This is a genomic window from Aliiruegeria haliotis, assembly GCF_003003255.1.
GTDB classification, from domain to species: Bacteria; Pseudomonadota; Alphaproteobacteria; order Rhodobacterales; family Rhodobacteraceae; genus Tropicimonas; species Tropicimonas haliotis.
Genome location: NZ_PVTD01000002.1, coordinates 492,548 through 511,145, shown reverse-complemented (window position 1 = coordinate 511,145; position 18,598 = coordinate 492,548). Strand labels below are relative to the sequence as shown.

The following is an 18,598-nucleotide window of genomic DNA, read 5'->3' as shown; positions in this document are numbered from 1 at the left end:
CGGCGCCGATTCTGCCGGAGCAGGAGCATTGCATGTCTGAGAGCCCCGGAGAGGTCATTGCAGGTGGCGTCACACTGGCGGTTGCGGTTGGATTCCTGATCTATGCCTCGCAGGGGGCGGGTGTTGCCTCGACCCAGGGCAATGGGTTCGACCTCACCGCTTCCTTCCGTTCGGTCGAGGGCATCGGCGTGGGCACCGACGTCCGCATGGCCGGCGTCAAGATCGGGACGGTAACCGACGTCGCACTCAACCCGGAGACCTTCCGCGCCGATGTCGTGGTCAATCTCGGCGGCGGATTCGACGTGCCCGAGGACAGTTCCATCGCAATTTCCTCGGAGGGGCTGCTTGGTGGAAACTACGTCGAGCTGGTGCCCGGCGGATCGCCCTTCAACCTCGAAACAGGGGACGAGATCGAGGACACTCAGGGCGCGCTCAGCCTGATCGGCCTGCTTGCCAAGTTCGTTTCGTCGGCCAGCGAGGACGGCTGATGATCCGGGCCGCGATCCTGTGCCTCGCACTGGTCGGGGCGGCTGTGCCGGCCGTCGCGCAGACGAAGGCCACGAGCGCAAGCGGCGGCACGATCCGCGTCCTCGACAAGACGTCGGGCGAGACGACCGATGTTCGTATGAGTCGTGGGCAGACAAAAATCATCGGAAAGTTGCAGATCACGCTTGGGGATTGCCGTTACCCGACCAACGACCCCAACTCGGACGCTTTCGGTTGGCTGGAGATCTACATCGATCAGGATGGGGCTTCGACAGAGGCCTTCTCAGGGTGGATGATCGCCTCCTCGCCCGCGCTCAGTGCCATGGACCACCCGCGCTATGATGTCTGGATGCTGCGGTGTAACAACCAATAGGCCGGTGGCGCCCGCCCCGGGGCGATGAAATCCGCCGTCACCTGCAAGGCATCCTCGAGCATGTCGTGGTAGTCTTCCCGCGTGATCTCGACCCCGCCGAGGCTGGCGAGGTGGGGCGTAAGGAACTGCGTGTCAAAGAGGCGATAGCCGCCGATGCGTAGCCGATCGACCAGGTATGCCAGCGCGATCTTGGAGGCGTCTCGGCGACGGGAAAACATGCTTTCACCGAAGTAGGCGCCGCCGAGCGTGACGCCATAGACGCCGCCCACCAGATCCGGACCATCCCAGACTTCCAGCGAATGCGCAAAACCGGCGCGGTGCAGCCGCATGTAGAGATCGTGGATCGTCTCGTTGATCCACGTTTCCTTGCGGTCTGCGCAGCCCGCTACCACCCCCGCGAAATCGCGATCCGTGGTGATGGCGAAGGGTTCCTGCCGGATCCGTTTGCGTAGCGAGCGGGACATATGAAAGCCGTCGAGCGGAATGATCCCGCGATGGTCCGGGTCGACCCAGAACACATCATCGGACGCACGGGTTTCGGCCATGGGGAAAATGCCCATGGCATAGGCCCTCAGGAGGAGTTCCGGAGTGATCTCGCCCGTCATTGCGGTGTCGACTGTCCTGCTCTTTCTTCCCAAAGGACAGGAAATTTGCCCGTCTGGCAATGGACTTGGACAGAGCGGGCAAGAAGGCGCCCATGCCGGGGCATGGGCGCGACACTCATTCGCCGTGCGCCGCGAGCCATTTTTCCAGCCAGTGGATGTCGTAGTTGCCGGACAGGATGTCTGGTTCCTGCAACAACGCATCAAAGAGCGGCAGCGTGGTATCGATCCCCTCGATCACGATTTCGCTGAGCGCGCGGTCAAGACGCGAAAGCGCCTCTGGCCGGTCGCGGCCGTGCACGATCAGCTTCCCGATGAGCGAGTCGTAATACGGCGGGATCGAGTAGCCGCCGTAGAGCGCCGAGTCCATGCGGACGCCAAGACCGCCCGGAGCGTGGTACATGCCGACAGTGCCCGGAGAGGGCGTGAAGTTCGGCAGTTTCTCGGCATTGATCCGTACTTCGATGGCATGGCCGTTCACGGAGAGGTCGTCCTGCGTGAAGGAGAGCGGAAGACCTTGTGCCACTCGGATCTGCTCCCGCACCAGGTCGACACCGAAGATGCCTTCGGTCACGGGGTGTTCCACCTGAAGCCGGGTGTTCATCTCGATAAAGTAGAACTCTCCATCCTCGTAGAGGAACTCGATCGTGCCGGCGCCGATGTAGTTGATGCGGGACACCGCGTCCGCGCAGACCCGGCCGATGCGCGCGCGGGTCTCGGCATCGATTGCGGGACCCGGTGCCTCCTCGAAGACCTTCTGGTGGCGGCGTTGGAGAGAACAGTCACGCTCGCCCAGATGCACGGCCGTGCCCTTGCCGTCGCCGAAAACCTGTATCTCGATGTGACGCGGCTTGCCGAGGTACTTCTCGATATAGACCTCGTCATTGCCGAAGGCGGCCTTGCCCTCTGAACGGGCGGTTCGGAATGCGGTCTCCAACTCGTCGGGGCCATTGGCGAGCTTCATGCCGCGCCCGCCGCCGCCGGCGGTGGCCTTGATGATGACGGGATAGCCGATGTCCTCCGCAACTTTCTGTGCGCTCTCGTAGTCCGGCACACCGCCGTCGGAGCCGGGAACCACCGGCACGCCAAGGTTCTTCATGGTTTCCTTGGCGGTAATCTTGTCGCCCATGATCCGGATATGTTCCGCCGTCGGGCCGATGAACGTCAGGTCATGGTCCTCGACGATCTGCACGAAGGCAGCGTTTTCCGACAGGAAGCCATAGCCTGGGTGGATCGCATCAGCGCCCGTGATCTCGCAGGCCGAGATAATGGCGGGAAAGGACAGGTAGCTCTGGGTCGAGGACGGGGGGCCGATGCAGACGGATTCGTCGGCAAGACGAACATGCATGGCATCGGCATCGGCGGTGGAATGCACCGCGACCGACTTGATTCCCATCTCGGCACAGGCGCGGATGACACGAAGGGCGATCTCGCCCCGGTTTGCGATCAGGATCTTTTCGAACATTACTCGATGATCATCAGGGGCGCGCCGAATTCCACGGGGGCGCCGTTTTCAACCAGGATGCGTTTGACGGTGCCGGCCTTTGGGGCCGGGATCTGGTTCATCGTCTTCATCGCCTCGATGATCAGGATCGTCTGGCCTTCCGTGATCTGATCTCCGACGCCAACGAAATTGGGGGCGCCGGGCTCCGGAGCCATGTAGACGGTGCCGACCATTGGCGAGACGACGGCGCCGGGCAACTGCGCCGGATCCTCGACATCACTGGCAGCCGGGGCGGCCGCGGGCGCCGGCGCAGGGCTGGGGGCGGCTGCAGGGGCGGCAACGGGAGCCGCGACCGCGACCGGCGCCGGGGCGGCGGTCTGGCGGCTGACACGGACGTTCAGGCTGTCGTTGTCACCATACTCCCGAAGGACCTCCAGCTCCGTCAGATCCTTGGCGCGCAGCAATTCTGCGAGCGCCTCGATGAATGCGACATCCGCGTCCCGGTGTTCCCTGGTCATATGGCTCAGGCCCCTTGTTGTTCTTCGAAAGCTGCTCTCGTGTAGCCGAACCGGCAGGCGGAGAAAAGGGAGGTTGATGCGGTCTGTATCGCAAGCCTCTTTCGCCCGAGGGGGCGTGGGAAATCGGATGGGCCGTTGCCCGGCTCCTTTTCCAATCGTCTCGGTTCGGATTTGACGGGCGTATGTGCCACGCGCGAAGGATCCCAACGCGCGGCACGATGTCAATCGTCAACGCCGTGAACCTGTCCATGCCGCTTTGTTCGCGGCAACAGAGGTCAGTCCCGCCAACCGCCTTGCAGAGTTTCGCCGCATGGTGCCAACGCATGCCCAGTTTCAGCGACCACGGTTCCGGCACAGCAACGCCACGAAGCAAAGCCAACGCGCCGGTTGAACGGCACGGCGCGTGACGGCAGACGGGTGATGCCGCTTTCTGCCGCTACTCACGAAAGAGTTGCGCGACCCAAGCTTTGCCGGGCACATTCTAAGGATTGCAGTGGGGCAGCGCGACCTGTGCTGGGATACAGGCGATGGCACTCCGTAGGGTTGTCGCAGTTTCCAACGAAATCAAGCCTGTAACCCGTCCAACCGGCCAGAATACCCCCATTGAAAACAAAGCGGAAAAGCCCGCTTTGTCCAACGCCAAAAAGCCTTCCAGCCTCGGCCGCTTCATGAAGCCCGAGCACAAGCGCATGTCGCGGATGCTCGGCTATTGCCTGACCCTCGGCACCGCCGATGCATGGTCCGGTTTCAGCTTCGTGGCGGCTGTCAGGCTATCCGAGACCGAGCGCGCGGCGCTGGCGTTCTCGGCCCTCAATTCCCTTGAGCTGGACCACGCGGAAATGACGGCGGCGGCGTCCATCGGCTCGGCCGGTGCTCCGTTGCCCATTTTCCTCGGCGGCATGGATGAGGCCCGGTTCTGGGCGTCCTACGCCAGCCGCTCCGAACTCAAGGCATATGCCCTCGCATCCTTCGAGGCCATGAGCGCGAAGGATCAGGCGGCGTTCTTCCGGCACATCAGCGAAATGGAGGTGGCGGCATGAAGATGCTTGTGCACCGGACTGCGGGCGGCGCTGCGCTGCCCTTCGTCCTCGATGACCTCAAGTTGCACCTTCGGGTGCCCGATCACGCGGAAGATACCGCGATCCAGAACATCGGGGAGACGGCAGCGGCCGAGATCGAGCAATTCGCCCAGATTGCCCTGCTGACCCAGACGATCCGGGTGACGATCTTCAACCCGTCGCGGGAATACGGCTTGAGCCTGCCCATCGGCCCCGTTGCGGATTATGACGTTCCGACCGTGACCATCGACGGCGAGGCATTCACCGCCTTCGACTTCGTGGGCGGCAACCGGCCTTATATCCGCTGGCTGGCGGATTATCACGACCTGACCCCCAGCCGCATGACAATCGAGTATCAGGCCGGGTTCGGGGCTGCGGCGGCGGACGTGCCGCCAGACCTCGCACAAGCCCTCATGGATCAGGCCGCGCTGCACTATGACGGCCGGTCCCCGATGGACGCCAAGAGCCTCACCACGTCGCCGCACATGGCCCGCGTGGGCGCACGGTATCGCGGGGTGCAGGTATGACCGATAGCGAGCTGGACGAAATCCTCACCTTCCGCTGGCCCATCGTCATGCGGCGCGTGATGGCTGACGGCTCGGACGAATGGCTCAAGGGCTTCGTTCGGTCCATCGCCCGACATGGCAAGCGCCCATCGTGGCGACCCACGGTCAAGCAAGCGCAGATCATGCGGCGGCTGGTGTCCGAGCTGGGCACTGCCCCCGAACCGATGATGGAGGTGATCGAGCGGTAAGCAGACACCGGCCCTTGCCCCTGATCAGGGCAGGCAGGCGGGAACAGAACAGGGCGGCGCTCAGGGCTTGACGACTTGACCGAGGGGCGGCGCGACACGGTGGTACTCGGGGAAGCTATCGCACCACCAACTGGGCGGCCATGCAGGCGAAAGCCTGTCACTCCACGCCCGATAGCACTGCCACCAACGGGCGGTGAACAGATGGAGTGCGCGCCTTCGACGCTGGACAGCGGAGGCGTGGCCTAAGCGGCGGCCCGGCTCCGGTGAGCAGGCAAGATCGCGGCGGTCAGCGGGCGGCTCAGAAGTCGCCATGCTGACCGTCACAGCAACCCTCACCAGTAAGCAGAGGGCAAGAGCAACGGTTGAACAGAGAGAGACGCGCGAGGACAAGACGATGACAGGCGCAGCGAAGAAAAAAAGAGAGTGGCGCAAGGCAGACGGATCGCTGCTGCCCTGCGACCGCGAGGCTGCGACCGAGGCCGATACCGCCGATCTGTTCGCGGGTGTCGAGATGCAGGCCCACGCTGGTCCCAATGCCGCGCCTTTCATCCTTGCCGGTAACCGTGCGTCTGAGTTTTCTCTTTTCGCTCAGGATGATGAGGGGACCCCGGCCGAGCGAGCTATGCAATTCATGCATGGACTTCGTATCCCGGAAGGTCCGAACGCTGGAAAGCCGGTTTCCCTCGCCCCCTTTCAAAGCCAATTCATCAAAGGCGCGATGGCCGAGGACACCGCCAACGCTGTTCTCAGCATCGGGCGCGGCAACGGCAAATCCGCGATCACGGCGGGCCTTGCGCTCGGCGGTCTCATTGGCGTCTGGGATCGCCAGCCCCGGCGCGAGATCATCGCAGCCGCCCGGACGCGGGATCAGGGCCGCATCATCTGGGACTTCGTGGCCGGGTTCGCTGCCACCCTGCCGCTTGAGCTGCAACGCCGCCTGATCTACCGCCGCGCCCCGCGCCTCGAAATCGAGTTTGAGGGCGACGGCGGCGGGCACGTCCTTCGCGTCATCGCTGCTGACGGCAAGTCCGCTCTCGGCGGTGCTCCGACGATGGCGATCCTCGATGAGCGCGGGCACTGGGCGCTGGATCGCGGCGACGAGCTGGAACACGCCTTGCTTTCCGGCCTCGGCAAGCGGGACGGCCGGGCCTTCCTCATCAGCACGTCCGCCAGCGACGACACGCACCCGTTTTCCCGGTGGATCGACGATCCGGCACCCGGTTCCTACGTCCAAGAGCATCGGCCCGCGCCGGGTCTGCCCGCCGATGACCCCGAAAGCCTGCTGATCGCCAACCCCGGCGCCCCGCACGGCATCGGCGGTTCGCTGGAATGGCTGGAAGCCCAAGCCAAGCGGGCGATTGCGCGCGGCGGGTCCAGCCTCACGTCCTTCCGCCTCTACAATCGCAATGAGCGCGTGTCCGGCGAGTCCCGCGACCTGTTGATTACCCTCGATGAGTGGCTGAACTGCGAAACCGACGCCCTGCCGCCGCGCGAAGGCGGCGTTGTGATCGGGATCGACCTCGGCGGCTCGGCCTCGATGACGGCGGCGGCGTTCTACTGGCCCCAGACCGGGCGGCTCGAATGCCTCGGCACCTTCCCGTCCATGCCCAGCCTCTTGGACCGAGGGCAGGCGGACGGCGTGGCCGGGCGATACGTCGAGATGCAGGAGCGCTGCGAGCTGACCGTCCTCGGGGACAAGACGGTTCCGGTGGCCCCGTGGCTGGCCGAGGTGATGCGCCACGTCGAGGGCCAGAACGTCATTGCAATCACGATGGACCGATACAAGCAGGCCGAGCTGGGCGAGGCGCTGAACCGGGCGGGCGTCCGCGCCCCGTGTGTCTGGCGCGGGCAGGGCTTCCGCGACGGCGGCGAGGATTGCGAGCGGTTCCGCCGCGCCGCCTTCGACGGGCTGGTGAAGGCCCGGCCGTCGCTGCTGCTGCGCTCGGCCTTCGCGGATGCGGTGTGCCTGCGCGACCCGGCCAACAACCTGAAACTGGCGAAAGCCCGCTCCACCGGCCGGATCGACGCGGCGGCGGCTTCCGTCCTCGCCGTGGCGCAGGGCGCGCGCATCGCGGCTCAACCCCAGACGAAAGCGAAGATGGCATGGTTCTGAACTCGGGAAGCCTCAACCGGCGCATCCAAATCCAGCGGGCGACCCAGACCCCGGACGGCTACGGCGGCTTTGACAACGAATGGAATGACTTCGGCCCCGCGATTTTCGCCCGGCGGCGGGACGTGTCCGACGCTGAACGCCTCAGCGCGGGCGCGTGGGACAACAAGCTGGTGACCCGCTTCATCATCCGGGCGACGGCATTCGGGCGCAGCATCGCCCGGTATGACCGCCTTGTGCACGAGGGCGTCACCTTCGAGATCGACGGCATCAAGGAGGTTCCCGACAACCGGGGCTTCCTCGAAATCACCGCCCAGACGGATGACATCGCATGAGCATCCGCAAGGAGCATCACCGGCATTCCCGGAAGATCACCCGCACGAAACGCTGGAAGGCGCTGCGGGCCGAGATCCTCGAACGCGACCGCTATCGCTGCAAATCCTGCGGCTGCGGCGGGCGGCTTGAGGTGGACCATATCAAGCCGGTCAGGACGCACCCCGAACTGTCCTATGACCCGCGCAACCTTCAGGCGCTTTGCCCCGGTTGCCACACCCGAAAGACCCGGATCGAGTGCGGGCATCCCCCGCCCCGAGAGGACCGCCGTGACTGGCGGCAAGCAGTCGAGTCGCTTGAGCGGCCCGGCACCCCTGTTGAGCAGAAAGGATAACCAATGCTCGAATCTGTGAAGATCGCCCGGCGGCAAAGCGAAATCCGCCAGAACCTTGCCGAGCTGGCAGGCAAAGAGAACCCGTCCGAGGATGAAGTCCGCAAGATGGATGAGCTGGACCGGGAATACCGCTCAAACGAAACCCGGTATCGCGCCGCCCTGATCGCGGAAGATACCGAACGCCGGGACGCGGGAAGCGAACTGGAAACCCGCACGGCGCAGGAATGGGCCGACCTCATGGCCGGTTTCGAGATGCGTCAGGTCGCGCTGGCCCTCGATGAAGGGCGTCAGCTTGACGGGCAGACGGCCGAGATCGTGTCCGAGCTGCGCAGCGCGGGCGGCTTCCGTGGCATCCCCGTGCCGTGGCAGGCGCTGGAAGTCCGGGCCGGTGAGACCGTCGCCAGCGGCACCCCGAACCCGATCCAGACCCGCCCCATCATCGACCGGCTGTTCCCGGACAGCGTGGCGGCGCGCATGGGCGCTCAGATGATCAGCATCGACGCGGGCGCGGTGGAATGGCCGGTGACGACTTCGGCCGTGACGGCGGGCTGGGCGGACGGCGAGACGGCGAACGTGGCCGGGCCGACCACCTACGCCACCACCGACCGCGCCATGTCGCCGGACCACAACCTCGGCATTCAGATGCGCATCACGCGCAAGACGCTCAAGCAGTCCGGTGCGGCGCTGGAACAGGCTGTGCGGCGGGACATGAGCGGCGCAATGGGCGCGGCGATGGATCAGGCGGCGTTCCTCGGCACCGGGGCCAACGGTCAGCCGCTCGGCGTCATCGCGGGCGCGGCGACCTACGGCATCACGTCCACGGCCGTTGCCGCGCTGGCGAGCTGGGGCGCGTTCCGCTCGGCGGTCACCCGGTTCATGACCGCCAACGCGGCCGGTTCGCCGGATGCGGTGCGCGCCCTGATCCGGCCCGAACTGTGGGACTATCTGGACAGCGCCCTGATCAGCGGCACGGCCGTGTCCGAGTGGGACCGGCTGGTGAAGAACATCCCGGCGGGCAACATCGCCATGACGAACAACGCGCTTGCCGCGCCGTCCGGGACGCCTTCCGCCACCTCGGCGCTGCTGACCACCGCGGCGGGCGGTGTCGCCCCGATCTTCATCGGCGCATGGGGCGCGGTGGACATGATCCGCGATCCCTACAGCGATGCGCAGTCCGGCGGGCTGCGGATCACGGCACTGGCGACGATGGACGTGACCGTGGCGCGCCCGGCCCAGCTCGAACTGCTGACCGGCCTCGAACTGGAAGCCGCGTAATGCTCTGGGGCGCTCATGTCGGCAGCCTTGAGCTGCGCACCGAGGGCGGGGAAACCCGCCTTCGGGCAACCTTCCCCTATGGCCGGGAAACCGTACTGGCCGAGCGCGTGGGCATGGGCCGTGAGCGTCGTGAGATGATCGCAGCCCGTGCATTCGCGGATCGGATCGAGCGCGGCGAGGACGTGCACTTTCTGTCCGGCCATGACTTCAACAAGCCGCTGGCCTCACGTTCGGCCGGCACCCTGACCCTGACGGAATCGGATGACGCGCTGACGGTGGAAGCGACCATCAGCGCCGACATGGGGCAGGTCAGCTATGTTCGGGACTTCCTCTCGGCCCACGCGGCCGGGTTGGTGCGGGGCTTGTCCCCCGGCTTCCGCGTCCGGCCGGGCGGCGAGACGGTCGAGGAACGCGGCACCGCGATCCTGCGGACCATCAAGGCGGCTGACCTGATCGAGATCAGCGCCGTCACGAAACCCGCCTATCCGCAAGCCCAGATCGAGGCCCGGAACTGGCAACCCATTGGCGAGGTGGCGAAGCGCCTGACGCACCGCCCCGCTGCGATCCGGTGGAGGTGATCATGTTCGGATGGCTCATGAACAAGCTGCGCCCGATCGAGGCCAGGTCCAGCGGGTCCGGCTATACTGCCCAGGTCATGGCAGCGCGGGACAGCTTCATCAGCGGGCGGCGTGGCGTGGCCGAGCTGACGGCGACGGTGCAGAGCTGCGTCAGCCTGTGGGAAGGCGGGTTCGCAATGGCGGACGTGTCCGGCACCGAGCTGCTGACCCGCCAGACGATGGCGATGATTGCCCGCTCGGCCGCGCTGAACGGCGAGGCGGTCTATCTGATCACCGAGCTGGGGCTTGTCCCGGCAACGGATTGGGACGTGACCACCCGCGACGGCAAGCCGCGCGCCTATCGCCTGTCCATCCCCGAGGCGGGCGGCGGGCGCACGGTGACAGCTCTTGCGGCCGAGGTGCTGCACCTTCGGATCGGCTCGGATAACCTGACCCCGTGGATCGGCACGGCCCCGCTGCGCCGGTCCAGCCTCACCGGGGCGATGCTCCACGCGGTGGAATCGGCCCTTGGCGAGACCTTCGAGAATGCCCCGCTCGGATCGCAGATCGTGCCCCTGCCGGACACCGGGGCCGAGGACATGGCCTCGATGCGAGGCGCGTTCCGAGGGCGGCGCGGCTCGACGCTGGTGATCGAGGGCATAGCGCAGGCGACGGCGGCGGGCATGAACCCCCAGATAGGGCAGAAGCCGGATCAGCTCTCGCCGGACCTGTCCAAGAGCATGACGGCCGAGACGCTGGCAGCGGCCCGCGAGGGCATTCTCATGGCTTATGGCGTCCTGCCGTCGCTGGTGAACCGCGCCGCCACCGGCCCGGCCGTGAGGGAGGCGCAGCGCCAGCTTGCAATCTGGACGCTGCAACCCATCGCCGCGCTGTTGGCCGATGAGGCATCCGCAAAGCTCGGCGGGCTGGTGGAGATCGACACAATCCGGCCCCTGCAAGCCTTCGACGCTGGCGGACGCGCCCGTGCCCTGTCCGCGATCATCAAGACGATGGCCGAGGCGAAAGAGGCGGGCATTCCGCCGGGCGACGTGTCCGGGGCCATGCGCATGGTGGACTGGAAGGAATAGGGCGGGGCGCGCCTCGGGTCTCTTGTCGAGCTTGTTCAGCCCGGAAGCGCCTCGGATCAGTCGGTGAGTGCCGCAACAACCCCGACAGCGCGCGGCCCGCTCTCTCTGGCGGGCGCGGCGCGCATCATCATTTCTCGGACTTGGCGAGCTGCTGGCGCAGCTCAAGCAGCTCTTGCGCTGTGGCTTCCATCGCCGGGATGAGCGACCGCATCAGCCCATTCGCTTCCTCTTGCAGCTCATTCTGTTTCTTGATCGCTTCCGTCAGCTCGAACGCGCTCTGATCATCCATTTCACTGTCCCTTGCTCAAGCGGACGCCCGCGCCCCCGCCATTCTCTGCGATGAACTCAACCCCGGCTTCCTCAAGCGCCTTCTGGACCTTCATCAGCGTGTCCAGCCTTACCCGGACAACCTGACGGCCCTTCGCTTCCATGTTCCGAACCGTGTTGATGCTGACCGAGGCGCGTTCCGCCAGCTCGGATTGCTCCATCTCAAGCAGCACCCGCGCGGCGCGAATTTGTGTCCCGGTCATACTCATGTGGTGATGATACCCACATTGATGGTTGACAGCAACAAGATTGCGAATATGGTTCTGATACCCAAATTAGAGATGCTGATACACAAGAAAGGGCCTGCCGTGACCAATTCGACCGATGAACTCAAGCCGGTGACCATGTGGGAGAACAAAGCCGCCAAAGGCCACGCCCTCTGCGCCGAACCCATCTTCCGCGACCACATTGAGGGCACCCAAGCTCTGCGGGATCGCCAAGCGGCCTATCTGGACAGCTTGCCCAGCGATCCGCCCGAGGTGATCCGCGCGGCGCTCAAGCTCATGCACCCGAACTCCGAAAGCTACCCCGATGGCATCGAGGAAGCCTTGCACCTGTCTCATGCGCTTGAGGCGCTTGTGAAGGACGGTGATCTGGATGAGGACGGCTTCAACCGCGATGCTGCGCTGTATGTCGCGGATCGCGTGGTGATGGCGATGCACCGGGCCACCCGCCAGCTTGACCGCATCGGGGACATTCTCGGCAATCCGGGCCGGATCGAACGCGACCGCGCGACGTGACCGGGCGATGCACTTCGGAGATGCAACCCCGCTCGAATTATGGAATGCCGTTCCTTTTACCTTGACGCGGCATCATCGGAATGGCATTCCTATTCCCATGGCAAAGCTGTCGGACATACAGAAGTGGCTTGAGGGCACCCTTGGCGGAGACGCGCCGAGGGCCAATTCGCTCATCAAGACCGTGCGGCAGTCCGGCATGTTCACCACCTCCGGCAAGGGGCGTCACGCGCCCCAGATGGTCAGCACCGACTATGCCACCGCAATCTGTGCGGCGCTGGTGACCGATCCGCCTACGGCCGCGCCCGCCACCATCGCCCAGCTTCTGAGCGCCCGTTTCAGCTATCTGGAAGTCACGCGCGCGGACGATGGCGACCCCGTTCTTTACAACGACACAATCCAGTGGAGCGACAAGGACGAATACGGCAACCGAGTGCTGCCGAAATTCTTCGTGGACGTGCCCAAGACGGTCTCCGCTGCGCTCTGCAAGATCGCTGACGAATACCGCAAGACCGGCCGCGACGGCATGTCGTTCTATGACTGTGTGGAGCTGTGGGTTGACGGCGATGCGTGGGTGGATATTCACCTGAACGGTCTGGACTTCGGCACGGTCGATGAAGGCGCAGACTGGACCAAAAACAAGAAGCAAACCGAATACAACTGGCGCTTCCGGTATCACACCCGGCGGCACGGCAAGACGCGCAGCGGCCGGGCAATCATGGTCCGGCTAGACAGTCAGGCGCTCTATGGCCTTGCCGAGCTGGCCCATGCGCCGGAAGTCCCCGGCGGGGAGGTTGTGTGATGGCAGCGCGCCCGGCCCTTGTATCCCAAGCTGAAATCAAGCGCACCCTTCAAGCGGCGCTGTCTGCTGGCCTGCGGATCGGCAGGGTTGAGGTGGATCATGCCACCGGCCGCGTTGTCGTGTTTCCCGAAGGCGCGGCGGCGCAGGCCGCTGGCCCCGATCCTGACGAGCTGCTGAAATGACGCGGCGCAAGAACCCATATCCCGGCGTCCGCAAGAACGTGGTCAAGGGGCGCGTCTACTGGAAGTTTGAGCGCGGCGACTTCCGCACCAATATTCCCGGTCCCTACGGATCGCCCGAGTTTCTGGCAGCCTATGAGGCTGCGCTTGCCGGTTCCAAGGCGTCCAGCTCATCGACGGCGCTGGCCGGGACGCTGGCATGGCTGATCGAGCAATACCTTCGCAGCCTTCGCTTTCAGAACCTCTCCGACAGTCGCAAGCGGACGATCCGCCTTGAGCTGGATTGGCTGCGCAAAGAGGCAGGCAAGTATCACTTCGAGCGGCTGGAAGTCCGGCACGTCGAAGCCCTCATGTCGAAGAAGAAAGGCCCGACCGCCGCGAACACGGTCAAGAAGAACCTTTCGATGCTGTTCAACTTCGCGGCCAAGAAGCTGAGTTACACCGGCCCGAACCCGGCGCGTCACGCTGAGCGGATGAAAACGAACCCGGACGGCTTCCACACTTGGACAGAGGCCGAGGTGAACCGCTTCCTTGAGCGTCACGGGCCGGGCACGAAAGCGCGGCTGGTCATGCTGCTGGCACTCAACACCGGCATGGCGCGTCAAGACCTCGCCCGAGTCGGCCGTCAGCACATCAAGGGCGGGCGGATCGCATATCGCAGGCACAAGACCGCTGTTGCGGCTGACATGCCCATACTGCCCGAGCTGGCGGAGGAGCTGCGCCACGTTCCGAAAGACCGGATGCTATTCGTCACTCAGGACAAGAGCGACAAGCCCTATGCCGTCGCATCGCTGGGAAACTGGTTTCGGGACAGGTGTGCCGAGGCGAACGTCCCCGGATCGCTGCATGGCCTGCGGAAAGCCGGTGCCACGCGCCTTGCGGACGCTGGGGCGACAGAATGGGAGATCGCTTCCTACCTCGCACACTCGGACACGACGCAGGCGGCGGTCTACACGAAAAAGGCCAACCGGGCGCGCCTTGCGGACAGCGGTTTTGCGAAGCTGAGCGCGGGCAACGTGTCCAACCTTTCTGACGAGTTGGACAGGAAGGAGGCAAAAGCCAATGACTAACAATGCGTTAGATCAGGAAGTGGCACTCCGTAGGGGAATCGAACCCCTCTTTCCAGGTTGAAAACCTGGCGTCCTAACCGATAGACGAACGGAGCGTGGTCGCTGGTGATGGGCTATTTAGGAAACGCGAACGGCCGGTGCAAGCGTTAATTTGCCCATGTCGTAGAAAAGGACGCGGAGCCGGAAAACGCGGGTGGGGCGGGCCCGCAAGGGATCCATGATTCAGCCGATTGTCCAGCAGGTCGACGGCTCGCAAAGCCCATTCAGGCTTCGGCCGCGTCCTCCAGGCGGAGTTGAGGCGAGCGCCGGCCGTTCCACTCATTGATCTGCAGCCGTCCGGCGAGATGGAACCGCGCACCACCATGCGCTTCGAGGCGGGGACCGAGGGGCGTGTCGAAGGCGCCGAAGCTGATTGCGTCCATCTTCGCCCCCATGCCGTCGCCGAAAGTGATTTTCAGGTGGGCTTCGCCAACGCGGCGAGCATGGAGGATCGCCATGTCGGGAAGGGCGAACCGGGGCGCGGGGGCGGAGGCGCCAAAAGGTCCTGCCGTCTCGATCTGCTCGATCAGTTCGATGGTTGCGGCGCCGGGCATCAGAAGGCCATCCAGTTCAAGATCGCGTGGGCCGCCCTGGCCGGCCCCCTGACGGTCCAGCAACTCGGCAAGCCGTTCCATGGCGGCGTCCAGCTTGTCCTCCGCGACGGTGAGGCCGGCGGCCATCTTGTGGCCACCGCCCTTGATCAGCAATCCCTCGGAAGCGACGCGCTGGATGGACGCGCCAAGGTCGACGCCCGCGACGGACCGGCCGGAGCCCTTGCCTTCACGGTCGCTTATACCAATGACGACGGAGGGACGGTTGGTGGCCTCCTTCAGACGAGACGCCACGATGCCGACAACGCCCGGGTGCCAGCCTTCGCCCGCGGCCCAGACCAGCGGCCCGTCGAGCCCGCGCGCCTCGGCCTGCGCGGAGGCTTCCTCGGTGACGCGCTGCTCGATCTCGCGGCGGTCGCGATTTAGCTGATCGAGCCGCTCGGCGAGGGCCTGAGCCTCTGCGGCGTCGCCGGTGGCGAGCAGGCGCGCGCCCAGATCCGATTGACCGATGCGTCCGCCGGCGTTGATACGAGGGCCCAGAAGGTAGCCGAGGTGGTAGGCGCGGGGCGCCTCGTTGAGCCCGGCCACATCCGCCAGCGCACGCAGGCCGACACGGTTGCGTTGCGCCATGACCTTGAGCCCGGTGCGTACCAGCGCCCGGTTCACGCCTATGAGGGGGGCAACGTCTGCGACCGTGGCCAGCGACACCAGGTCGAGCAACGACATCAGGTCCGGCCCCTTCTGGCCATCCTCGCGCATCTTGCGATTGGCTTCGACCAATAGCAGGAACACAACGGCAGCGGCACAGAGATGGGCGAGATCGCCGCTCTCGTCCTGCCGGTTGGGGTTCACGACCGCCAGCGCGGGCGGCAGGGTCTCGCCGCCGAGGTGGTGATCCAGAACCACGACTTCCGCCCCTTCGGCGGCAGCCAGCGCGTCGTGTGAAAGGGTGCCGCAATCGACGCAGAGGATCAGGTCATGCGCGGCGGCGAGTTTCCGCATCGCGGGCACATTGGGGCCGTACCCCTCGTCGATGCGATCGGGAATATAGAGCGTGGCGGGGCGGCCGAGCGACCGGAGCCAGATGACCAGCAGCGCCGAGGAGGCACCGCCGTCAACGTCGTAATCCCCGAAGACCGCGATCCGTTCCTTGCGGGAAACAGCTTGCAACAGCCGGTTGGCGGCCTGTTCCATATCCTTCAGGCTGCGCGGATCCGGGAGCAGATCGCGCAGGGCAGGGGCAAGGAAGGCCGGGGCCTCCTCTGCCGGCACGCCACGGCGGGCGAGAGTATGGCACAGGGGCCCGGGTAGCCGGGTCGCCTGCGCCATCGCCTCGGCTCGACGCTCCTGATCGGCGGGCGGGCCGACCCAGGTCCGGCCCGTGAGCGATTGCTCCACCCCGAGGAATGCCGCCATCCCGGATCAGACCGGGTTGGAGTAGATGATGCGGCGGACGGAACCCGTCTTGGAGCGCATCAGGATGGTCTCACAGGTGAAACGGTGGGGTTCCCGCTTCACGCCGGGCACCAGGTTGCCGTCGGTCACGCCCGTGGCGGAGAAGATCACGTCTCGGGTCACCATCTCGTCCCGGTTGTAGATCTTGTCGAGGTCCTGGATGCCGGCCTTGCGGGCGCGCGCGATCTCGTCCTCGTTGCGGAAGGTCAGGCGTCCGTACATCTGACCGCCCATGCATTTCAAGGCCGCTGCCGCAAGCACACCTTCCGGCGCACCGCCCGAGCCCATGTACATGTCGATCCCGGTCAGGTGCGGTTCGGCACAATGCATGACACCGGCCACGTCGCCATCGGTGATCAGGCGGATCGCAGCGCCGGTCGCTCGCACCTCCCGGATCAGGTCCTCGTGCCGATCTCGTTCGAGGATACAGACGTTGATATCGTCGTTGTCACATCCCTTGGCCTTGGCCAGCGCCCGAACGCGCTCGGCGGGCTCCATCCTGAGCGTGACGACGTCCTGCGGATAGCCCGGCCCGATCGCGAGCTTGTCCATGTAGACATCGGGGGCGTGCAGCATCGAGCCGCGCGGCCCCATCGCTACGACGGTCAGGGCATTGGGCATGTCCTTGGCGGTCAGCGTGGTGCCTTCCAGCGGATCAAGGGCGATGTCCACCTCAGGGCCTTCGCCCTGGCCGACTTCCTCGCCGATATAGAGCATCGGCGCCTCGTCCCGCTCGCCCTCGCCGATGACAACCACGCCGCTGATTTCCAGCTTGTTGAGCTGTTCGCGCATGGCGTTCACGGCGGCCTGGTCGGCAGCCTTTTCGTCGCCGTGCCCGATCAGGTGCGCGGACGCCATGGCGGCGGCTTCGGACACGCGCGCCAGCGCCAGAGAGAGCATACGATCGTGGAATTCGGGAGGATGATGCATGGGGCGGTTCCTGCATGAAATGATTGAAATCGGCTTGCAAGACGGGGTAGCGGGCGACTTGGGGGCGGTGCAAGCGCTGTTAGCGCTAGAGCGGCAAACCGGCGCGGTTTGACCGACAGGACCGGGGAACGGCGCTCGAATCCGGGGATTCAAGCGTAGAAATCCATCAGATGCGCGCACGAGACACCGTCGCATCCACACGCTTTGGGGGCGCCGGGCCGGGCGCGGCGGCACTGCTCAACCGGTGGCCCGCCTTTTGGCCATCGGTCGGTGTTCTCAGACGTCTTCGATCCGGATCGCCACGGCTTCGCCCAGCAGCACGCCGGTGCCCGGGAAGGCCGCCAGCGCAGTGTCGAGGTTGTCCCGGCTGGTGCGATGGGTCACGAAAACCACCGGAGCGGCGGTGTCGTCGTGCCGGGTCTGGCGCATCCGGTCGATGGAGATCCCCGCATCGCCGAGAACCGTCGCGATCTTGGCCATCGCACCGGGTTTGTCCGCCAGGACCATGCGAATGTAGTACTGCGCAGGGGTGGACGATTTGGCCGGAACGGCGGTTTCCAACCCCGCGGCGGGCTGGCCGAAGGTTGTCAGGCGGGTCCCGCGTGCAATCTCTATGACGTCGCTCATCACGGCGCTCGCGGTCGGACCTTCGCCCGCGCCGGCTCCGCGAAGCACGATCTGGCCCACAGCATCGCCTTCCAGAACGACCATGTTCGTGCCGCCCTGCAACTGGCCCAATGGGCTGTCGGCAGGCACGAGGCAGGGAGACATGCGTTGCTCCAACCCGCGGCCGGTCATCTGCGCAACACCGAGCAGCTTGATGCGGAAACCCATGGAGGCAGCGGTTTCGATGTCCTCGACAGAGATCCTCTGGATCCCCTCCAGATCCACGCCATCGAAGTCGACCTTCGTGCCGTAGGCGATGGCGGCAAGCAGCGAGAGCTTGTGGCCCGCGTCGATCCCGCCAACGTCCAGGGTCGGGTCAGCCTCGAGGTAGCCGAGCGCGTCGGCCTCCGCAAAGACCTCCTCATAGGGGAGGCCGGAATCCTCCATCCGGGTAAGGATGTAGTTGCAGGTGCCGTTCATCACGCCCATCACGCGGGTGACATCGTTGCCGGCAAGTCCCTCGGTCAGGGCCTTCACGACCGGAATGCCACCGGCGACGGCGGCTTCGAAACGGATCACGTGACCCTTGTCTTCTGCCAGTTCGGCAAGCGCCTGCCCGTGGATGGCTAGCATCGCCTTGTTGGCGGTGATCACGTCCTTTCCGGCGGCCAGAGCGGCCTCCGTGGCGGCCTTTGCCGGGCCGTCGGCCCCGCCCATCAACTCCACGAACACGTCGATGTCGTCACGGGTCGCGAGTGCCACGGGATCGTCTTCCCAGGCATAGCCGGAGAGAGAGACATCGCGATCCTTGTCCCGAGAGCGCGCGGATACCGCGGTGATCTCGATTGGACGGCCGGTGCGCGCTGCCAGCAGGTTGGCTTTCTGGCGGATGATCTTCACCACGCCGGTGCCGACGGTGCCAAGCCCTGCGATGCCGAGGCGAAGGGGGTCGGTCATAGGTCTGTCTCTC

At 65.4% G+C, this 18,598-nt stretch carries 24 protein-coding genes and 1 tRNA gene; 15 read left to right on the top strand and 10 right to left on the bottom strand.

What is annotated here, in order from left to right; genetic code table 11:
• The first annotated feature begins 32 nt into the window (after positions 1 to 32).
• Together mlaD and CLV78_RS07710 are read left to right on the top strand one after the other, a co-directional pair.
• Positions 33 to 488: an outer membrane lipid asymmetry maintenance protein MlaD gene (mlaD, locus tag CLV78_RS07715; RefSeq protein WP_106204203.1), complete on the top strand. Its 456-nt coding sequence runs from the start codon at positions 33 to 35 to the stop codon at positions 486 to 488.
• Positions 488 to 859 (top strand): DUF2155 domain-containing protein, encoded by a 372-nt coding sequence (locus CLV78_RS07710; RefSeq protein WP_106204202.1) that lies wholly within the window; start codon positions 488 to 490, stop codon positions 857 to 859. The genes mlaD and CLV78_RS07710 overlap by 1 nt, the downstream gene beginning before the upstream one ends.
• On the opposite strand, the gene aat is transcribed toward CLV78_RS07710, so the two are convergent.
• The 3 genes from aat to accB all read right to left on the bottom strand — a co-directional run bounded on the left by aat (position 823) and on the right by accB (position 3,423).
• The gene (aat, locus tag CLV78_RS07705; protein ID WP_106204201.1) at positions 823 to 1,464 is read right to left on the bottom strand and encodes a leucyl/phenylalanyl-tRNA--protein transferase; all 642 of its coding nucleotides are present in this window, start codon (positions 1,462 to 1,464) and stop codon (positions 823 to 825) included. The genes CLV78_RS07710 and aat overlap by 37 nt on opposite strands.
• 115 nt (positions 1,465 to 1,579) lie before the next feature.
• Positions 1,580 to 2,926 carry an acetyl-CoA carboxylase biotin carboxylase subunit gene (gene accC, locus CLV78_RS07700; protein ID WP_106204200.1) on the bottom strand — a complete coding sequence of 449 codons (1,347 nt, stop codon included), beginning with the start codon at positions 2,924 to 2,926 and terminating at the stop codon, positions 1,580 to 1,582.
• Positions 2,926 to 3,423 (bottom strand): acetyl-CoA carboxylase biotin carboxyl carrier protein, encoded by a 498-nt coding sequence (accB, locus tag CLV78_RS07695; RefSeq protein WP_106204199.1) that lies wholly within the window; start codon positions 3,421 to 3,423, stop codon positions 2,926 to 2,928. The genes accC and accB overlap by 1 nt, the downstream gene beginning before the upstream one ends.
• 527 nt (positions 3,424 to 3,950) lie before the next feature.
• On the opposite strand from accB, the gene CLV78_RS07690 reads away from it, so the two are divergent.
• From CLV78_RS07690 to CLV78_RS07680, 3 genes are read left to right on the top strand one after another with little or no spacing between them, the layout of a single operon-like run.
• On the top strand, positions 3,951 to 4,463 hold the full coding sequence (locus tag CLV78_RS07690) for a hypothetical protein (protein ID WP_146136660.1): 513 nt from the start codon (positions 3,951 to 3,953) through the stop codon (positions 4,461 to 4,463).
• Positions 4,460 to 5,008, top strand: coding sequence for a head-tail connector protein (locus CLV78_RS07685; RefSeq protein ID WP_106204197.1), 549 nt, complete (start codon positions 4,460 to 4,462; stop codon positions 5,006 to 5,008). The genes CLV78_RS07690 and CLV78_RS07685 overlap by 4 nt, the downstream gene beginning before the upstream one ends.
• The gene (locus CLV78_RS07680; RefSeq protein ID WP_106204196.1) at positions 5,005 to 5,235 is read left to right on the top strand and encodes a hypothetical protein; all 231 of its coding nucleotides are present in this window, start codon (positions 5,005 to 5,007) and stop codon (positions 5,233 to 5,235) included. The genes CLV78_RS07685 and CLV78_RS07680 overlap by 4 nt, the downstream gene beginning before the upstream one ends.
• 298 nt (positions 5,236 to 5,533) lie before the next feature.
• On the opposite strand, the gene CLV78_RS24460 is transcribed toward CLV78_RS07680, so the two are convergent.
• On the bottom strand, positions 5,534 to 5,872 hold the full coding sequence (locus CLV78_RS24460; protein WP_170111652.1) for a hypothetical protein: 339 nt from the start codon (positions 5,870 to 5,872) through the stop codon (positions 5,534 to 5,536).
• Between the two features lie 81 nt (positions 5,873 to 5,953).
• On the opposite strand from CLV78_RS24460, the gene CLV78_RS07675 reads away from it, so the two are divergent.
• The 6 genes from CLV78_RS07675 to CLV78_RS07650 are packed head-to-tail and all read left to right on the top strand — an operon-like array spanning position 5,954 to position 10,932.
• Positions 5,954 to 7,348, top strand: a complete 1,395-nt coding sequence (locus CLV78_RS07675) for a terminase TerL endonuclease subunit (RefSeq protein ID WP_245924870.1) — start codon at positions 5,954 to 5,956, stop codon at positions 7,346 to 7,348.
• A complete protein-coding gene (locus tag CLV78_RS07670; protein ID WP_106204195.1) occupies positions 7,339 to 7,680 on the top strand; it encodes a head-tail adaptor protein in 342 nt (113 codons plus the stop codon). The genes CLV78_RS07675 and CLV78_RS07670 overlap by 10 nt, the downstream gene beginning before the upstream one ends.
• Positions 7,677 to 8,012 carry an HNH endonuclease gene (locus CLV78_RS07665; RefSeq protein ID WP_106204194.1) on the top strand — a complete coding sequence of 112 codons (336 nt, stop codon included), beginning with the start codon at positions 7,677 to 7,679 and terminating at the stop codon, positions 8,010 to 8,012. Before CLV78_RS07670 ends, CLV78_RS07665 begins: the two co-directional genes overlap by 4 nt.
• 3 nt (positions 8,013 to 8,015) lie before the next feature.
• Entirely contained in the window at positions 8,016 to 9,287 is a 1,272-nt protein-coding gene (locus CLV78_RS07660; protein ID WP_106204193.1) for a phage major capsid protein, read from the top strand.
• Positions 9,287 to 9,865, top strand: a complete 579-nt coding sequence (locus tag CLV78_RS07655) for an HK97 family phage prohead protease (protein WP_106204192.1) — start codon at positions 9,287 to 9,289, stop codon at positions 9,863 to 9,865. Before CLV78_RS07660 ends, CLV78_RS07655 begins: the two co-directional genes overlap by 1 nt.
• Before the next feature lie 2 nt (positions 9,866 to 9,867).
• A complete protein-coding gene (locus CLV78_RS07650) occupies positions 9,868 to 10,932 on the top strand; it encodes a phage portal protein (RefSeq protein WP_106204191.1) in 1,065 nt (354 codons plus the stop codon).
• Between the two features lie 127 nt (positions 10,933 to 11,059).
• On the opposite strand, the gene CLV78_RS23845 is transcribed toward CLV78_RS07650, so the two are convergent.
• Both CLV78_RS23845 and CLV78_RS07645 read right to left on the bottom strand, forming a co-directional pair.
• The gene (locus tag CLV78_RS23845; protein ID WP_158263474.1) at positions 11,060 to 11,221 is read right to left on the bottom strand and encodes a hypothetical protein; all 162 of its coding nucleotides are present in this window, start codon (positions 11,219 to 11,221) and stop codon (positions 11,060 to 11,062) included.
• Position 11,222: 1 nt separating this feature from the next.
• Complete coding sequence (locus tag CLV78_RS07645) at positions 11,223 to 11,462, bottom strand: helix-turn-helix domain-containing protein (RefSeq protein WP_211300961.1); 240 nt, start codon at positions 11,460 to 11,462, stop codon at positions 11,223 to 11,225.
• Positions 11,463 to 11,567: 105 nt separating this feature from the next.
• On the opposite strand from CLV78_RS07645, the gene CLV78_RS07640 reads away from it, so the two are divergent.
• The 4 genes from CLV78_RS07640 (at position 11,568) to CLV78_RS07625 (ending at position 14,047) form a co-directional block, all read left to right on the top strand.
• Positions 11,568 to 11,999: a hypothetical protein gene (locus CLV78_RS07640; protein ID WP_146136659.1), complete on the top strand. Its 432-nt coding sequence runs from the start codon at positions 11,568 to 11,570 to the stop codon at positions 11,997 to 11,999.
• A 97-nt stretch (positions 12,000 to 12,096) separates the two neighbouring features.
• A complete protein-coding gene (locus CLV78_RS07635) occupies positions 12,097 to 12,798 on the top strand; it encodes a hypothetical protein (protein ID WP_106204188.1) in 702 nt (233 codons plus the stop codon).
• Positions 12,798 to 12,980, top strand: coding sequence for a hypothetical protein (locus CLV78_RS07630; RefSeq protein WP_106204187.1), 183 nt, complete (start codon positions 12,798 to 12,800; stop codon positions 12,978 to 12,980). Before CLV78_RS07635 ends, CLV78_RS07630 begins: the two co-directional genes overlap by 1 nt.
• Positions 12,977 to 14,047, top strand: coding sequence for a tyrosine-type recombinase/integrase (locus tag CLV78_RS07625; protein WP_106204186.1), 1,071 nt, complete (start codon positions 12,977 to 12,979; stop codon positions 14,045 to 14,047). The genes CLV78_RS07630 and CLV78_RS07625 overlap by 4 nt, the downstream gene beginning before the upstream one ends.
• A gap of 20 nt (positions 14,048 to 14,067) precedes the next feature.
• Here CLV78_RS07625 and CLV78_RS07620 read toward each other — a convergent pair.
• The 4 genes from CLV78_RS07620 to CLV78_RS07605 form a co-directional block, all read right to left on the bottom strand.
• Positions 14,068 to 14,142 (bottom strand) — tRNA-Glu (locus tag CLV78_RS07620).
• 168 nt (positions 14,143 to 14,310) lie between these two features.
• Complete coding sequence (gene recJ, locus CLV78_RS07615) at positions 14,311 to 16,053, bottom strand: single-stranded-DNA-specific exonuclease RecJ (RefSeq protein ID WP_106204185.1); 1,743 nt, start codon at positions 16,051 to 16,053, stop codon at positions 14,311 to 14,313.
• 6 nt (positions 16,054 to 16,059) lie between these two features.
• On the bottom strand, positions 16,060 to 17,022 hold the full coding sequence (gene glpX, locus CLV78_RS07610; RefSeq protein ID WP_106204184.1) for a class II fructose-bisphosphatase: 963 nt from the start codon (positions 17,020 to 17,022) through the stop codon (positions 16,060 to 16,062).
• 276 nt (positions 17,023 to 17,298) lie between these two features.
• Complete coding sequence (locus tag CLV78_RS07605; protein WP_106204183.1) at positions 17,299 to 18,585, bottom strand: homoserine dehydrogenase; 1,287 nt, start codon at positions 18,583 to 18,585, stop codon at positions 17,299 to 17,301.
• Between the last annotated feature and the right edge of the window lie 13 nt (positions 18,586 to 18,598).

Excerpts from the sequence above, each read along its gene's own strand:
- CLV78_RS07645 (WP_211300961.1), bottom strand. The coding sequence starts at position 11,462 with ATGACCGGGACACAAATTCGCGCCGCGCGGGTGCTGCTTGAGATGGAG.
- CLV78_RS24460 (WP_170111652.1), bottom strand. The coding sequence starts at position 5,872 with ATGCATGAATTGCATAGCTCGCTCGGCCGGGGTCCCCTCATCATCCTG.
- CLV78_RS07650 (WP_106204191.1), top strand. The coding sequence starts at position 9,868 with ATGTTCGGATGGCTCATGAACAAGCTGCGCCCGATCGAGGCCAGGTCC.
- CLV78_RS07635 (WP_106204188.1), top strand. The coding sequence starts at position 12,097 with ATGGCAAAGCTGTCGGACATACAGAAGTGGCTTGAGGGCACCCTTGGC.
- CLV78_RS07685 (WP_106204197.1), top strand. The coding sequence starts at position 4,460 with ATGAAGATGCTTGTGCACCGGACTGCGGGCGGCGCTGCGCTGCCCTTC.
- recJ (WP_106204185.1), bottom strand. The coding sequence starts at position 16,053 with ATGGCGGCATTCCTCGGGGTGGAGCAATCGCTCACGGGCCGGACCTGG.
- CLV78_RS07710 (WP_106204202.1), top strand. The coding sequence starts at position 488 with ATGATCCGGGCCGCGATCCTGTGCCTCGCACTGGTCGGGGCGGCTGTG.
- CLV78_RS07670 (WP_106204195.1), top strand. The coding sequence starts at position 7,339 with ATGGTTCTGAACTCGGGAAGCCTCAACCGGCGCATCCAAATCCAGCGG.
- CLV78_RS07690 (WP_146136660.1), top strand. The coding sequence starts at position 3,951 with ATGGCACTCCGTAGGGTTGTCGCAGTTTCCAACGAAATCAAGCCTGTA.
- aat (WP_106204201.1), bottom strand. The coding sequence starts at position 1,464 with ATGACGGGCGAGATCACTCCGGAACTCCTCCTGAGGGCCTATGCCATG.
- CLV78_RS07625 (WP_106204186.1), top strand. The coding sequence starts at position 12,977 with ATGACGCGGCGCAAGAACCCATATCCCGGCGTCCGCAAGAACGTGGTC.
- glpX (WP_106204184.1), bottom strand. The coding sequence starts at position 17,022 with ATGCATCATCCTCCCGAATTCCACGATCGTATGCTCTCTCTGGCGCTG.
- CLV78_RS07680 (WP_106204196.1), top strand. The coding sequence starts at position 5,005 with ATGACCGATAGCGAGCTGGACGAAATCCTCACCTTCCGCTGGCCCATC.
- CLV78_RS07655 (WP_106204192.1), top strand. The coding sequence starts at position 9,287 with ATGCTCTGGGGCGCTCATGTCGGCAGCCTTGAGCTGCGCACCGAGGGC.
- accB (WP_106204199.1), bottom strand. The coding sequence starts at position 3,423 with ATGACCAGGGAACACCGGGACGCGGATGTCGCATTCATCGAGGCGCTC.
- CLV78_RS07630 (WP_106204187.1), top strand. The coding sequence starts at position 12,798 with ATGGCAGCGCGCCCGGCCCTTGTATCCCAAGCTGAAATCAAGCGCACC.
- CLV78_RS07605 (WP_106204183.1), bottom strand. The coding sequence starts at position 18,585 with ATGACCGACCCCCTTCGCCTCGGCATCGCAGGGCTTGGCACCGTCGGC.
- accC (WP_106204200.1), bottom strand. The coding sequence starts at position 2,926 with ATGTTCGAAAAGATCCTGATCGCAAACCGGGGCGAGATCGCCCTTCGT.
- CLV78_RS07665 (WP_106204194.1), top strand. The coding sequence starts at position 7,677 with ATGAGCATCCGCAAGGAGCATCACCGGCATTCCCGGAAGATCACCCGC.
- mlaD (WP_106204203.1), top strand. The coding sequence starts at position 33 with ATGTCTGAGAGCCCCGGAGAGGTCATTGCAGGTGGCGTCACACTGGCG.
- CLV78_RS23845 (WP_158263474.1), bottom strand. The coding sequence starts at position 11,221 with ATGGATGATCAGAGCGCGTTCGAGCTGACGGAAGCGATCAAGAAACAG.
- CLV78_RS07660 (WP_106204193.1), top strand. The coding sequence starts at position 8,016 with ATGCTCGAATCTGTGAAGATCGCCCGGCGGCAAAGCGAAATCCGCCAG.
- CLV78_RS07675 (WP_245924870.1), top strand. The coding sequence starts at position 5,954 with ATGGCCGAGGACACCGCCAACGCTGTTCTCAGCATCGGGCGCGGCAAC.